This is a genomic window from Klenkia sesuvii (genome assembly GCF_037083825.1).
Taxonomy (GTDB): Bacteria; Actinomycetota; Actinomycetes; order Mycobacteriales; family Geodermatophilaceae; genus Klenkia; species Klenkia sesuvii.
Genome location: NZ_JBAPLU010000029.1, coordinates 1 through 12,724 on the forward strand (window position 1 = coordinate 1; position 12,724 = coordinate 12,724).

General features: G+C 74.1%; 23 protein-coding genes and 1 pseudogene. 21 read left to right on the forward strand and 3 right to left on the reverse strand.

Annotation, left to right across the window (positions count from 1 at the left end):
* Positions 1-120: 120 nt before the first annotated feature.
* From TEK04_RS19400 to TEK04_RS19410, 3 genes are read right to left on the reverse strand one after another with little or no spacing between them, the layout of a single operon-like run.
* On the reverse strand, positions 121-1,365 hold the full coding sequence (locus TEK04_RS19400; protein ID WP_336406008.1) for a tyrosine-type recombinase/integrase: 1,245 nt from the start codon (positions 1,363-1,365) through the stop codon (positions 121-123).
* Between the two features lie 14 nt (positions 1,366-1,379).
* Positions 1,380-1,844, reverse strand: coding sequence for an ImmA/IrrE family metallo-endopeptidase (locus TEK04_RS19405; RefSeq protein ID WP_336406009.1), 465 nt, complete (start codon positions 1,842-1,844; stop codon positions 1,380-1,382).
* Positions 1,845-1,847: 3 nt separating this feature from the next.
* On the reverse strand, positions 1,848-2,276 hold the full coding sequence (locus TEK04_RS19410; RefSeq protein ID WP_336406010.1) for a hypothetical protein: 429 nt from the start codon (positions 2,274-2,276) through the stop codon (positions 1,848-1,850).
* A 96-nt stretch (positions 2,277-2,372) separates the two neighbouring features.
* Here TEK04_RS19410 and TEK04_RS19415 point away from each other — a divergent pair, with 96 nt between their 5' ends.
* The 21 genes and pseudogenes from TEK04_RS19415 (at position 2,373) to TEK04_RS19510 (ending at position 12,323) form a co-directional block, all read left to right on the forward strand.
* A complete protein-coding gene (locus TEK04_RS19415; RefSeq protein WP_336406011.1) occupies positions 2,373-2,636 on the forward strand; it encodes a helix-turn-helix domain-containing protein in 264 nt (87 codons plus the stop codon).
* A 164-nt stretch (positions 2,637-2,800) separates the two neighbouring features.
* A complete protein-coding gene (locus tag TEK04_RS19420; protein ID WP_336406012.1) occupies positions 2,801-3,148 on the forward strand; it encodes a hypothetical protein in 348 nt (115 codons plus the stop codon).
* Positions 3,145-3,315 carry a hypothetical protein gene (locus TEK04_RS19425; protein ID WP_336406013.1) on the forward strand — a complete coding sequence of 57 codons (171 nt, stop codon included), beginning with the start codon at positions 3,145-3,147 and terminating at the stop codon, positions 3,313-3,315. The genes TEK04_RS19420 and TEK04_RS19425 overlap by 4 nt, the downstream gene beginning before the upstream one ends.
* Before the next feature lie 42 nt (positions 3,316-3,357).
* Positions 3,358-3,735, forward strand: a complete 378-nt coding sequence (locus tag TEK04_RS19430) for a YfdP family phage-associated protein (protein WP_336406014.1) — start codon at positions 3,358-3,360, stop codon at positions 3,733-3,735.
* Positions 3,732-4,610 (forward strand): DUF2303 family protein, encoded by an 879-nt coding sequence (locus TEK04_RS19435; RefSeq protein WP_336406015.1) that lies wholly within the window; start codon positions 3,732-3,734, stop codon positions 4,608-4,610. Before TEK04_RS19430 ends, TEK04_RS19435 begins: the two co-directional genes overlap by 4 nt.
* The gene (locus TEK04_RS19440) at positions 4,607-4,792 is read left to right on the forward strand and encodes a hypothetical protein (RefSeq protein ID WP_336406016.1); all 186 of its coding nucleotides are present in this window, start codon (positions 4,607-4,609) and stop codon (positions 4,790-4,792) included. Before TEK04_RS19435 ends, TEK04_RS19440 begins: the two co-directional genes overlap by 4 nt.
* A 103-nt stretch (positions 4,793-4,895) precedes the next feature.
* The gene (locus tag TEK04_RS19445) at positions 4,896-5,153 is read left to right on the forward strand and encodes a hypothetical protein (RefSeq protein WP_336406017.1); all 258 of its coding nucleotides are present in this window, start codon (positions 4,896-4,898) and stop codon (positions 5,151-5,153) included.
* A complete protein-coding gene (locus TEK04_RS19450; RefSeq protein WP_336406018.1) occupies positions 5,150-6,229 on the forward strand; it encodes a YqaJ viral recombinase family nuclease in 1,080 nt (359 codons plus the stop codon). The genes TEK04_RS19445 and TEK04_RS19450 overlap by 4 nt, the downstream gene beginning before the upstream one ends.
* Positions 6,229-7,152, forward strand: a complete 924-nt coding sequence (recT, locus tag TEK04_RS19455) for a recombination protein RecT (RefSeq protein WP_336406019.1) — start codon at positions 6,229-6,231, stop codon at positions 7,150-7,152. The genes TEK04_RS19450 and recT overlap by 1 nt, the downstream gene beginning before the upstream one ends.
* Positions 7,149-7,454 (forward strand): hypothetical protein, encoded by a 306-nt coding sequence (locus TEK04_RS19460; RefSeq protein WP_336406020.1) that lies wholly within the window; start codon positions 7,149-7,151, stop codon positions 7,452-7,454. Before recT ends, TEK04_RS19460 begins: the two co-directional genes overlap by 4 nt.
* Positions 7,454-7,642, forward strand: coding sequence for a hypothetical protein (locus TEK04_RS19465; RefSeq protein ID WP_336406021.1), 189 nt, complete (start codon positions 7,454-7,456; stop codon positions 7,640-7,642). Before TEK04_RS19460 ends, TEK04_RS19465 begins: the two co-directional genes overlap by 1 nt.
* Complete coding sequence (locus tag TEK04_RS19470; protein ID WP_336406022.1) at positions 7,639-7,791, forward strand: hypothetical protein; 153 nt, start codon at positions 7,639-7,641, stop codon at positions 7,789-7,791. The genes TEK04_RS19465 and TEK04_RS19470 overlap by 4 nt, the downstream gene beginning before the upstream one ends.
* Entirely contained in the window at positions 7,788-7,991 is a 204-nt protein-coding gene (locus TEK04_RS19475) for a hypothetical protein (protein WP_336406023.1), read from the forward strand. Before TEK04_RS19470 ends, TEK04_RS19475 begins: the two co-directional genes overlap by 4 nt.
* Positions 7,988-8,425 carry a RusA family crossover junction endodeoxyribonuclease gene (locus TEK04_RS19480; protein ID WP_336406024.1) on the forward strand — a complete coding sequence of 146 codons (438 nt, stop codon included), beginning with the start codon at positions 7,988-7,990 and terminating at the stop codon, positions 8,423-8,425. The genes TEK04_RS19475 and TEK04_RS19480 overlap by 4 nt, the downstream gene beginning before the upstream one ends.
* Complete coding sequence (locus TEK04_RS19485; RefSeq protein WP_336406025.1) at positions 8,419-8,718, forward strand: hypothetical protein; 300 nt, start codon at positions 8,419-8,421, stop codon at positions 8,716-8,718. The genes TEK04_RS19480 and TEK04_RS19485 overlap by 7 nt, the downstream gene beginning before the upstream one ends.
* Positions 8,715-9,671 (forward strand): hypothetical protein, encoded by a 957-nt coding sequence (locus TEK04_RS19490; protein ID WP_336406026.1) that lies wholly within the window; start codon positions 8,715-8,717, stop codon positions 9,669-9,671. The genes TEK04_RS19485 and TEK04_RS19490 overlap by 4 nt, the downstream gene beginning before the upstream one ends.
* Complete coding sequence (locus tag TEK04_RS19495; RefSeq protein ID WP_336406027.1) at positions 9,668-10,054, forward strand: hypothetical protein; 387 nt, start codon at positions 9,668-9,670, stop codon at positions 10,052-10,054. The genes TEK04_RS19490 and TEK04_RS19495 overlap by 4 nt, the downstream gene beginning before the upstream one ends.
* A pseudogene (locus TEK04_RS21420) lies at positions 10,051-10,320 on the forward strand (hypothetical protein); the annotation flags it as partial. The gene TEK04_RS19495 and the pseudogene TEK04_RS21420, both read left to right, overlap by 4 nt.
* Positions 10,321-10,365: 45 nt before the next feature.
* On the forward strand, positions 10,366-10,731 hold the full coding sequence (locus tag TEK04_RS19500; protein WP_336406028.1) for a hypothetical protein: 366 nt from the start codon (positions 10,366-10,368) through the stop codon (positions 10,729-10,731).
* A complete protein-coding gene (locus tag TEK04_RS19505; protein WP_336406029.1) occupies positions 10,728-11,330 on the forward strand; it encodes a hypothetical protein in 603 nt (200 codons plus the stop codon). The genes TEK04_RS19500 and TEK04_RS19505 overlap by 4 nt, the downstream gene beginning before the upstream one ends.
* Positions 11,331-11,345: 15 nt before the next feature.
* A complete protein-coding gene (locus tag TEK04_RS19510; protein WP_336406030.1) occupies positions 11,346-12,323 on the forward strand; it encodes a DUF7341 domain-containing protein in 978 nt (325 codons plus the stop codon).
* Positions 12,324-12,724: the final 401 nt, after the last annotated feature.

Sequence of the window (12,724 nt, forward strand, 5' to 3'; positions counted from 1 at the left end):
CTTCTAATCCCTTGGTCGCAGGTTCGATTCCTGCCGGGCGCACCACGCTGACCAGCGCGTCCCCGGCCCAGGCCCCATCGCCCGGGCCGGGGGTGGCAGCACCGGTGGCAGCACCGCGCCTCACGACGGCCCCCACAGCGCCGTGCTCATCGCCGCGGCGGCCTGCTCAGCCAGCTCTGGCACGACGTGCGAGTAGGTGTCAAGCGTCAGCTGGATGGTGGAGTGGCCGAGCACGCCCATGACCACCCGAGCCGGGATGCCCTGCACCAGCATCAGCGTCGCGGCGGTGTGCCGGGCGTCGTGCACCCGCAGCCGCGGTACCCCGGCGCGGTCGCAGAGGTCTCGCCACGCCTGCCAGTCCGCGCGGTGGTCGATCGGAGCGCCGTCGGGCTGAGTCCACACGAGGTCGCCCAGCTCGCCGCCGCGCCAGCGGGAGCCGGCGACCAGCCGCTCCTGCAGCTGCGCGGTGCGCCGGGCGCGCAGCTGGGCGACCAGCTCGACCGGCATCGCCACCGTGCGGTGCGACCGGGCCGACTTCGGCTCGACGACGACCAGGCCGCCGCCGTGCCGCTGGGGGCAGTCGGCGCCCCGGCGCTTCCCGCACGCCCACCCCTGACCGGCTCGTCCGCAGCCGTGCCGGACCTGCTGCCGCTGGATGGCCCTGCGCACCCGGATCGTGCCCGCGTCGAGGTCGACCTCGTCCCACGCCAGGCCGAGCGCCTCGCCCTGGCGGAGCCCCAGCGCGACGGCGACCGTCCACCGGGACGCCAGCCGGTCCTCGGCGGCCGCGGTCACCAGCGACCGCGCCTGGGCCGGGGTCAGGGCCGGCACCTCCGCCCGGCTCACCGCCGGCCCGTCGATGAGCTGGCACGGGTTGCGGGCGAGGTGCCCTCGGCGGACGGCGATCGTCAGCGCGCGGGACAGGATGCGGTGGGACTGCCGGACGGTCGCCGGCGCGAGGCCGCGCCCGGCCAGCTCGGCCCAGGCGCGGTCGATGTGCTCGGGCCGGAGCTTGTCGAGCCGGTGCCGGCCCAGCAGCGGCACCAGGTACCGCCGGAGGTGGCCCTCGTACCCGGCTCGGGTGGACTCTCGCAACCGGTCGGCGGCGACGACGTCGAGCCAGTGGTGCAGCCACTCGGCGACCGTCGGGGTCGAGCCGGGCCGGAGCACGCCGTCGTCCCGAGCTTGCGTGGCCGCGGCCAGCTTCGTGGCGACCTCGCCCCGGGTGGCGCCCCGCAGGTACTTCCGCTGCGGCTTGCCGTCCACCCAGCCGACGACGACGGCGGCCCGCCAGCTGGTCGGCCGCCCGCGGGCATCGCGGGTCGCTGGGTAGATCGACCCCTCACCGGTTCCGCGTCGCGCCATGGCCCCTCCTCGGGTCAGGCCGCGGCGTCGGCCTCCAGGATGGCCGCGGCGAGCAGTGCGCTCTCTGCGCGCTGCAGGTGCTCGAGCCGGACGCGCAGCATGTGCTGGGTGACGTCGAGCTCGTGCGCCACCGCGGCCGGGTCGGTCGGGTGGGTGGTGACGGCGGCGACCAGGTCGCGGATGCGGATGAGCCGTCGGGCGGCGGTGCGGTCGGCGCGCTGCTCCTGACGGCGGCCGAGGCGGGTGCCGTCCGGGCCGCGGCCGGCGAGCTGCCGGTCGTCGTCGTCGACGTGCACGAGCTCGTGGGCGAGCACGCACCGTTCGTGGGTCGGGTGCAGGTCCGCTCGGATCGCGATCGCGCGCAGCATCGGGACCCACCAGGCGTCGCCGCGGCGGGCGGGCAGGTCAGGGTCGATGACGACGTCGAGGTCTGCTCGGCTCTCAGCGTCCTGCCATGGGTCGTACGCCCCCGTGCGCACCGATCACTCCCCTCGCTGTTGCCGCAACCTCTCCGCCAGGCCGCGGATGTAGGCCTGGTCCTCCGGCGTGAGGTCGGACAGGTCGAGAGGATCCACCCCGGTACCGACAGGAACCGCATCGTCCGCGGGCGGAACGGCGGTCGGGGGCTCGTCGATCTGCCCTTCGAGGGCGCCGAGCACGGTGCCTGGGCGCCAGTGCAGGGCCGCTTCGATGCGTCCGAGGTTGCCGTCGCGGACGGGCTGGCCGAGCTCGGCTGAGCGCCAGGTGTTCTTCGCGACGTGCGCGGCGCGGGCGGCGTCTTCGACGCCGAGGCCCATGGCGACGCGGCGCTCGCGGATCCATCGGCCCAGCAGGGTGCGGCGGTAGGGGTCGACATCAGGCGGCACCTCACGAGTCTGCCACGGCGCGGTCAGTTCCGAACAGGTCTGCACAGCTCCGGACAGTATCGGTCAACTGCGGTCAGCACAAGACACGCCGATCACCCGAGAGGGTTGCAGTTGACCGTCCCTGGTCGTACGGTTCCGGTCGTGCCCGGTCAACTTCGGTCAACTCCGACGAACAGCAACGCCAAGAAGCGGCGCCTGCTCTACACGGTGAACGAAGCCGCCGCGCAGCTCTCGATGGGCCGCACCAAGTTCTACGGCCTCATCACCAGCAACACGATCCCGTCGATCGTGCTCGGCGGCCGTCGCGTCGTCGCCCACGAGGACCTCGTCGCCTACGTCGACGGCCTGCGGGCCGAGGCGGGCCCCTACGAGGGCGCCGCTCCCTGGTTGGCCAGCTCGGCCTAAGACCCCCGCGGCCGGTCGTCGGGGGAAGCGACGCCGTCCGCGGGCCCATCGCCCCGGTGCCGCCGTCCCCCGTCGGCGGCACCGGGGGCACGCCCCCCAGCAAGACGAAGGCCCCACCCCCATGCCGGGGGGTGAGGCCGCGACCACCAGGACCAGGAGCCTCAGTGATCACCAGCCAGCGTACCGACCAGACCACGCCGGACGACAGCCCGAACCGCCCCACCAGCCACCGCCTCGTCGGCGACGCCGGCGTGCGGGTCGGCCCGATGACCCGCCGGTACGAGATCCAGCACCCCGGCGTCATCGACCACGCCACGCAGGTGCGCTCCATCGCGGCCCAGGTCGGCCGGCACCGCGCGGTGGCCTCCCGTCGGCTGCCGATCGTGTGCCGTCTGGCCGGCCACACCTACGGCCCCGACGGCGTGTGCGCCGCCTGCACCAGCTTCGCCGGCGACGACACCGCGACCGTCCGGATCCCCCGGAGCGTCCTGACCGCGTCGGCCCCGCTGTGACCACCCGCCTGCGCCGCATCGCCCGCTCGCCGTTCGCCGCCGACCTCCAGGCCGGCCGCTTCGACCGCGCCCTCTTCGTCGTCGGCCTGGTCGTCGTCGTCAGCGCCGTGCTCGCCACCCGCGGCCAGCACCTCACCTACGGCGGCTGGCAGCCCATCCCCCACTGACCCGCTCCACCCCGCGCACCACCACACCCAGGAAGGCACCCCATGAGCGACACCCCCGCGGCGGAGGACCGGCAGACCCGGCCGTTCGCCGACACCGTGCGCGACCTCGACAAGGGCCGCGTGCACACCGAGATGAGCGAGAAGCTGCAGGAGCTCGTGGACGCGGTGATGCAGGTCCGCAAGGCCGGGACGCTGCAGCTGACGCTGAAGGTCGAGCCGGCCAAGGGCGAGGACATGGTCACCGTCCTCGCGTCCGTCGCCGTGAAGGTCCCGCGCACTGCCCGGGCCTCCACCTTCTTCGTCACCGACGAGGGCAACCTCTCGCGCTCCAACCCCCAGCAGCCGTCTCTCCCGCTGGCCGGGCTGCCCAGCGAGTCCGACACCACCACGGCGGCGGAGTCCGCCCGGAGGGCCCGATGAACCCGTACGAGGACACCAAGACCGACAGCGCCGTCGCGGCCGAGCTGGCCGGGCGTCTGGGCGCGGCCGAGCACGACGTCGAGACCATCGAGCTGGCCGACGGCCGAAGCTTGGTGCGCACCCTGCGCCAGCAGGGCGTCGTCGAGACGCTCCTCGACCCCGACGACTACGCGGCCCGGCCCCGCTACAAGACCGGCAAGGTCGAGCTGCTCACCGTGCCGTCGCTGATCGCCTACGTCGAGAAGCACCAGGGACCGGGCACCGAGGTCTGGGTGCGGCCGGACGCTGGCCTGTTCGAGGCGGTGCTCGACGACCACGGCCCACTCGACCCGGATGGCGACGAACCCGGACGGCCCGGGTGGGGCGACCACCGCGCCGTCTGCACCCTGCAGCAGACCCGCGACTGGAAGCACTGGCTGAGCCTCGACGGAAAGCTGCTGGACCAGCTGCAGTTCGCCGAGCACATCGAGGCCGGGCTGCACAACGTCGTCGACCCGGCCGCGGCCGACCTGCTGGAGATCGCGCAGACCCTGCACGGCTCCCGCAACGTCGACTGGAAGTCCGGGGCCCGGCTCTCCGACGGGCAGGTGCAGCTTCGGTACGAGGAGCGCATCGAGGGCAAGGCCGCCGGCGACCTGGAGATCCCGCAGACCTTCACCCTCGCGCTGGCGCCGTTCGAGGGCACCGAGCCGGTCCGGCTGGTCGCGTCCCTGCGGTGGCGGCTCGGCGACGGCCGGGTGCAGCTCGGGTACCGGTTGCAGCGGCCCGACGTCGTGCTCCGCGAGGCCGTCGACGGGCTGATCGACCAGCTCGAGGGCGACCTCGACCTCCGGGTGCTGCTCGGTACCCCGCGCCCCGCCCGGGACCTGCCGTGACCAAGGTCAAGCGTGCCCTGCTGCGCGATCGCATCGAGCGCACCGTGGCCGGGGAGCTGACGGGCAAGCACGTCGCCCGCGAGGGCTACGTCGTGATGGGCATCCGGGTCGGCGGTGAGGGCTCGCCGGCGATGTGGCGCCGGGCCCGGAAGGCGCACGCGCAGGGTCGGTCGTTCCGGTGAGCACGGTCCTGTGGGTGCTGGTGGCCGCCGCGGCGTACTTCGCCGCCGCGGTCCCCGCCGCCATGCTGCTCGGCCGGCACCTGCGCGCCCGGGGCGGTGCACAGTGACGGCCACCCCGGCGGCCGCGGCCGCCCCGGGGCACGTCGTGCGGGTCCGGGTCGGCGGCGGCCTCTGCTACACGTCGCCGCGCCTCACCGCCGACGAGGCCACCGCGCTGGCCGACCAGATCACGAACGCCGTGACGCTGGTCGCCGGGTCCTGGCGGTTCATCGAGTTCGTCGACGGCACCCTCGGGCTCGTCCGCGTGCGAGCCCAGCGGGTCACCGCGATCGAGGGCCGCCCGGTCGGGGTGCCGGCATGACCGCCGTGCTGACCGGCTGCCCCGGCGAGGCAGTCGACGGACCCTGGCGGTCCCCGGACGCCGCGCTGCTGCTCCGGGCCGACGCCCCGCGGGAGCTGTGGCTGCAGCACCGGCGCACCGGCCTCGGCTCGTCGGACGCCTCCACCGTCGTCGGGGTCAACCGCTGGTCCTCGCCCTACGAGCTGTGGTGCGAGAAGCGCGGCCTGCTCCCCGAGCAGCCCGACAACGACGCCATGGAGCTCGGCCGGCTCCTCGAACCCATCGTCGTCGACCACTGGTCGGCCACCACGGGCATCCCGATCCGCCGGGCCGGGCTCATGCAGTCCCTCGCCCGACCGTGGCAGCTGGCCAGCGTCGACCGGCTCGCCGCGTGCGGCGGCATCGTCGAGGCCAAGACCCTGTCCTGGCGCGTCGCCGAGGAGTGGGAGGACGGGCAGACCCCCGACCACGCCGAGGTGCAGGTCCAGCACCAGCTCGCCGTCACCGGCCGCTCCCACGCGCACGTCGTCGGCCTGCAGGACGGCCGGACGTGGCTGGAGCGCACCGTCGTCCGCGACGACGCGCTGATCGCCGACCTGGGCGCCGTCGAGGCCAGGTTCTGGGAGCTGGTGCAGGCCGGCGTCGAGCCGCCCATCGACTGGACCGCGGCCACTACCGACGCGCTGGCGGCCCGGTGGCGGGCGGTCGAGCAAACCGACGTCGTCGTCGGCGAGCGGCTCGCCGATCTCGTCGCCCAGCGCCGCGACGCCAAGACCGTGGTGGCCGGGGTCGAGCGGCGGCTGGCCGAGCTCGACAACGAGATCCGCGCGCTCCTCGGTGAGAACACCGAGGGCTGGGTCGAGGGCCCCGACCCCGACGACAAGAAGGCCAAGCCGCTGGTCACCTGGCGGCGCAACGGGGCCTTCTCCCCCGCCGCGCTGGCCGCGAGCTGGCCCGACCTGGCGGCCGAACTGACCGGCCCCGTCGAGGTCGAGCGCCTCGACATCGACCGGCTCAAGGCCGACCACCCCGAGATCTACGCCGCCTGCCGCGCCCGCGTGCTGCGCGTCGCCAACCCGAAGAAGGAGACCCCCTGATGGGCGAAAACCTCCGCGGCCGCGTGGCCGCCCGCGCCGGCCAGCAGCAGCCCGGCACCGACGTCGCCGAGCGCAAGGCCCCGCCCGGCCTGGTCGACCAGGTGCGGCAGATGGAGCAGCAGTTCCAGATGGCCATGCCGAAGGGCCAGGAGGCCGCACAGCTGGTCCGCGACGTCATCACCGCGATCAGCCAGAACCCGAAGCTGCGCGAGTGCGTGCCGGCCACCGTGCTCGGCGGCGCCATGACCATGGCCCAGCTCGGCCTGCGGCCCGGGGTGCTCGGGCACGGCTGGCTGCTGCCGTTCTGGGACTCCCGCCACGACAACGGCAACGGCCGGAAGGGGGCGTTCAAGGCGCAGCTGGTCATCGGCTACCAGGGCCTCGTCGAGCTCGTGCACCGCTCCGACCGGGTCATCTCGATCGCCGCGCGCACCGTCTACACGAACGACGAGTTCGCGCTCGGCTACGGGCTGGAGGGCGACACCTTCACCCACAACCCGGCTCTGGACGGCGACCGCGGCGAGCCCCGGCTGTACTACGCGATCGCCAGGATGAAGGGCGGCGGCTACGCCCTCACGGAGCCCATGTCGCACACCGCGATGGAGGCCTACCGCGACCAGTACGCGATGGCAAAGACCCGGGAGGGTGTCGTCGTCGGCCCGTGGCGGGACCAGTTCGAGGGCATGGCCCACAAGACGATGATCCGGCGGCTGGTGAAGCTGCTGCCCAAGTCGACCGAGCTGGCGCACGCGATCGAGGCCGACGAGAAGATCCGCGTGGACCTCACCCCGGCCGGCATCGACCACGGCCAGGACGTCATCGACGGTGAGGTCATCGACGAGGTCCCCGACGGCGTCGACCCGGCGACCGGCGAGACCACCGCGCCGGCCGCCGCCGAGCAGCCCGCCGGCGGCGAGCAGTGAGCGCCCCCCGGGTGGCCACCCACGAGATCGTGGCTGGGGAGGCGCCGTACCGGGTGCTGCACTACCGCGGCGACCTGAGCGGGGCGATCGAGCCGGGCAGCATCCTCGGCCACGACGCGTTCGGTCGGCCGTTCGAGGTCATCGACGTCGAGGTCGACCCGGTCCTCGTTGACGGCCACTTCGACGGCGACGGCTGTCTGTTCCCCACCCCGGGCCACCTCAGGCCGGTGTCGACGGTGCACCTGCAGTACGCCTCCGTCGAGACCCTGCGCGCGGCGATGCCGCAGCTGGCGGGTGCGTGATGGCCGACGACCGACCGCTGTCGGTGCAGGTGCAGGAGCTGCAGGACCAGCGTGACGACGCCATGCAGGTGGTCCGCGCCGTGGTGGCCGGCGTGCGCGGCGAGCACGCGTACCGCTCGGCCACCGTCACCCTCGACAACGACGTCATGCGGGTCGCTCGCCGGATCGTCGAGGAGCACGGCCGGTGACCGCCCCGGTGCTGGTCGAGTGCCCGGGGTGCGGTGGCCACGGTCGCACCCCGGCGGGCCGGTTCGCCCCAGTCGCCGACTATGAGTGCGAGCGCTGCCAGGGTCGCGGCCGGGTGCCCGCCGACGAGCTGGCCGAGGAGCAGCCGTGAAGAAGGCCGCGGCGTGGCTCGCCCTCGTCCTCGGGGTGCTGGCCCTCATAGCCGCCCTGGTGCTGGCCGTGCTGGCGATCTGGACCACCGGGCCGACCAGGGCCCCGCTCGGCCAGACCGCAGGCCTCGCGGCCTCCGTGGGCGTCGTCCTCACCTTCGGTGCCGCCCTGTCCCTTGACGAGGGCGGCTCCAGGTGGTGACCGCGCCGAGCGAGCTCCAGGTGCGCGTCGACGGGGACCCGGTCGGGCAGGGCCGGCTCTCCCACGTCGGCCGCGGGGTGCTGGTCCACTCGAACGCCGCCGAGCTGAAGCCCTGGCGCACCAAGGTCGGCAACGCGGTCGTCGAGGCCCTGGCGGGCCGCGAGCCGGCGCACGGCCACACGCCGGTCGAGCTGTCGCTGTTCTTCGACGTGCCCCGCGGCACCACGGTCCGCCGCCCCCTGCCCGCGGTGCGCCCCGACCTCGACCACCTGGTGCGCGCCGTCCTCGACGGCCTCACCGGCGTCCTGTTCGTCGACGACGGCCAGGTCGTCTCCATCTCCACCGAGAAGCGCTACGCCGCGACCCCGGACCGGACCGGGGTCCGCATCTACGCCCGCTGGCCCGCCACCGATCAGGAGAACCCACCGTGCTGACCATCTCCGAGCACCAGCAAATCGCCCGCGACCTGCTGGTCGCCGTTCACCACGCCGATGAACCCGGCATCGAGACCGCCCTCCGACGGCTGTTCGGCCCCGGCACCGACGAGCGCGACGGCTACGTCATCGCCTCCGGGCTGATCGGCGGCATCGCCGGCATCATCCGACCCCGCGGCGGCGCCCACCCGCCCGTGCGCCTCAGCAACGAGGCCCGCTCGTGGCCGGACTGGCGCACCGCGGACCCGAGCAAGGCCATCGAGCACGACCGTAGCGGCGAGGCGCCGCAGTGACCGCCCGCGAGAAGCGGCCGTGCCTGCACCCCCGTGTCCAGCACGAGCATGGCACCCGCCTGGCCTACGCCCTCGACCGCTGCCGTTGCCTGCCTTGCTCGGCGGCCAACTCCGCGTACGAGGGCGCTCGCGCCCGGGCGAAGGCGTACGGTCGGCCCACCACGACGTGGGTCGACGCCGGCCCGGCTCGCGTGCACGTCGAGCAGCTGCAGGCCGCCGGCCTCGGCTGGAAGCGCGTCGCCGCCGTGGCCGGTGTGCACGGCTCTGCGGTGTCGCGGCTGATCTACGGCCGGAAGCGCGAGAACGGGAAGCAGGAGCCGCCGCCCCGGCGGATTAAGGGCGACGTCGCGCGCGCCTTGCTCGCCGTCCCGATCCCGGCGCCCGACCAGCTTCTCGGCGGCGCGAAGGTCGACGGCACCGGCACCCGACGACGGCTGCAAGCCCTCGTCGCCATCGGCTACCCGCTGTCCCGGCTCGCTGGCCGGCTCGGCATGGAGCCCGGCAACTTCTCCCGGGTCATCGCGGCCGACGTCGTCGTGGCGTCCACCCACCGCGCGGTCGCGGCGCTCTACGACGAGCTGTGGGACCAGCCCCAGCACGCCGGGTGCGGCGCCACCCGTGCTCGGCGCCGCGCCGAGCACGAGGGCTGGCCGCCGCCGGCCGCGTGGGACGACGACACCATCGACGACCCCGCCGCCGGCCCGCACCTCGATGACGACGACCAGGACGTCGTCGACGAACTCGTGCTCGACCGCATTGCCGAAGGCGCCTGGACGCCCGTGCGCGGCGCCACCGCACACGCCGCGGTCCACCTGCTCGCCGAACGCGGCATCTCCGCCGCCGAGACCGCTGACCGCCTGTCGCTCGACGAGCGGCAGGTGCAGCGCCTGCGCGCCCGCACGACCCCACCACGGCCCCGCGCCGTCCCCTCCACCGGAAGGAGCGCAGCGTGAGCCTGCCCTGGGTCCGCTTCGACACGTCGCTGCCGGACCACCCGAAGATCCTCGCCCTGCTCGAGATGAAGGACGGCCACCGCGCCGCCTTCGTCTACTGCTGCGCCCTCGCCTACGCCGGCAAGCACGGCACCGACGGCCAGATCACCCGCCCGTCCCTGTCCCGCGTCAACGGCCGCCCCGCCGACGCCGACCGCCTGGTCCAGGTCGGCCTGTTCGACGTCGAGGACGACGGCGGCTGGCGGATCCACAACTGGGCGAACCGGCAGGAGCTCGCCACGGTCACCGAGATGAAGCGCGCCGCCCAGCGAATCGGTGGCCAGAAGGGCAACTGCGTCCGCCACCACGGGCCCGACTGTGGTTGCTGGAGGGAGCAGGCATGACCGACACCCCTGACCGACTCCCTCGGTTCGCTCGCCCTACCGAGTCGGTCAACCGAGTCGCGGGAGCGAGTCGCACGGACGGACGGACGGACGGACTAACGGAGAAGCGACACCAGCTGCGAGGGGATCTCTCGGGTCGTAACGCGGACGACACGCAGGCGCGAGCGATCACCGTCAAGCAGCCCTGGGCATGGGCCATCGCCCACGGCGGGAAGCTCATCGAGAACCGATCCCGCGGCACCAGTCACCGCGGCCAGCTCCTCATCCACGCCGGTCAGGCGTGGTCCATCCGAGGCGCCGAGGACCAACGGGTGCTGCAGGCGTGGACGGCCTGGCTGTCCGGTCGCCCGATCGACCAAGCCCACCTGGTGCACATGCGGGACTGGTGGGAGGCGCTCGACACCCTCGAGCCCGACGACGAGCGGGAGCAGGCCCTACTCGACCGCGGCGCCGTCATCGCCGTCGCCCAGCTGGTCGACTCCCACCCCGACGCCGGCTGCTGCCGCCCCTGGGGCGAGTCCGACTACACCGAGACCAGCGGCCGACGGCGTACCGCCGTGCACCACCTGGTGCTCGAGCAGGTCGTCCCTCTCCGCACCCCGGTCCCCGCCCGCGGCGCTCTTGGCCTCTGGCGGCCCGACCTCGACCTCCTCGACGCCGTCGCGGGTGCCCGATGACCCAGCAGCAGGTCGCCACCAACCACGCCGCCGTCCGCGCCCTCGCCGCCACCATGGAACGCGCCGCCGGCCACGAGATCCCCGACGTCCTCACCATCGCCGCCCGCGCCGCCACCGAGCTGCTCGCCGCCGGCTACCGCCGCGTCGAGACCATCCCGCCCCGCGGCAACGGCGGCAGCGAGCAGGCCCGGGCCGCAGCACGCCAGGCCACCGCCGACGCCATCGCCGCCGCCAAGGCCTCCCGGCTGGCCGCCATCCCGGTGCCCATGGCCACCCAGCGGCAGCTCACCACCCTGGCCATCGCGCTCTCCGAGGACGGCACCAGCGACCGCACCGACCGGCTCGCCTGGTGCTCGGCGATGGTCGGACGCGAGCTGACCAGCAGCAGCGAACTGACCCGCAACGAGGCGTCCCGCCTGATCGACGCGGTGACCGGCCCGCCACCAGCGCCCGAACCTCCCCGCACCCCGGTCGAACACGTGTCCACACCGGTGCACAACCCGGTGGACGACGACCCCGGCCCCACCGAACCCGAAGAACCCTGGGACCCCGAACCCCAACTGGCCTACGCCCCCGGCCCCACCGACCCGATCTACTGACCGGAGAAGCCCACCGTGACCGCCCCCCGCACCAACCCCGCCCGGCACACCGTGGACACCGGCACCCTGTGGTCCTCGGTCGACCGACTCACCCGCGACCAACCCCACCGCCTACACCGCAAGGACGACCGGCAGGCATGGACCGAGCGCACCGTGCTGCCCAGCCTGCTCACCCAGCTCGAGGAACAAGTCGGCGCCACCACCAGCACCGACGGCGGCGCCGCCAAGTCCAACGGCTCCCCCGCCCCCCTCGACATCGGCTCGGCGTCCCTGCTCCACGAGATCGACCTGCACACCGCCCGCGCCCTCATCCACCACGGCATCGGCGTCCGCTACCTCGACCTCGCGCTGCCCGCACCCCCACCGCCAGCCGTCACCCACCGCCCCGTCACCGACGACACCGGCCGCCAGCTGATCGACCCCCAGACCGCCGGCCAGCTGCTCGAACGCACCCGCCGCGCCGTCGCCGACACCGTCGCCCGCACCCACCTCGGCCGCCGACCCCGCGACCTCCGCGCCAACCTGCGCGCGCTGGCCGAACACCTCGCCGAAGGCCACCAGCCCCAACACGTCGTCGACTCCTGGGTCAACCACTACCGCTCATGGGTAGCCCAGGTCGAAACCGCCCTGGCCCTCAACGTCGACGACGCCATCACCACCCGCCCCATCCGCGGCCAGGCCTGCCCCGACTGCCTCGGCCTGGCCGTCGAACGCATCGAGCACGACGGCAGCACCTACTGGGACCCCGCCATCGTCGCCTCCCTCCGCGACGGCCGCCTGCTGCACGTCACCTGCCGGGTCTGCTCGACCGGCTGGTGGCGCGGCGAGGGACTGGACGTGCTCGGCCAGCAGGTCGACGACGCCCCGACCCAACGCCGCGGCACCCACCAGCACGGCCCGGCCGCCCCACCCGAGTGGTCGCCCGAGCGTGCCCACCTCGAGCGGATGCTGGGCCAGACCGCGGGCTGGGCAGGCGGACATCGTGATCAGTGACGAGTAGCGATGACCAGTGACGAGCAGTGACGAGTCGTGTAGCTTGGCCCGTGCGTCGGTCAGCCATGCCCGCAGGCAGGTGACCTCGATGCCGTTCTCCCGCAGTCGCCCCCGCTCCGGGAAGTACGACGCGGCCCACGCCCGCCTACGCGCCGAGCACCTGGCCACCCTCCGCAGGCAGGGCGGCGGAAGCTGCGCCGAACGCGTGTGCGTCCGCCCGACCCGCTGGATCCACGCCTCGATGGGCCGAGAGCTGCACCTGTGCCACGACCGGGCAAGCGGACGCGTGCTGGGCCTCGGCCACGCACAGTGCAACCTCACCGAGGCCGCGCGGTACGCCCGATCACTCCAGTCGCCAACCCGCCCACCGACCCCGCGCCCAGCACCGCAGACGACAGCGA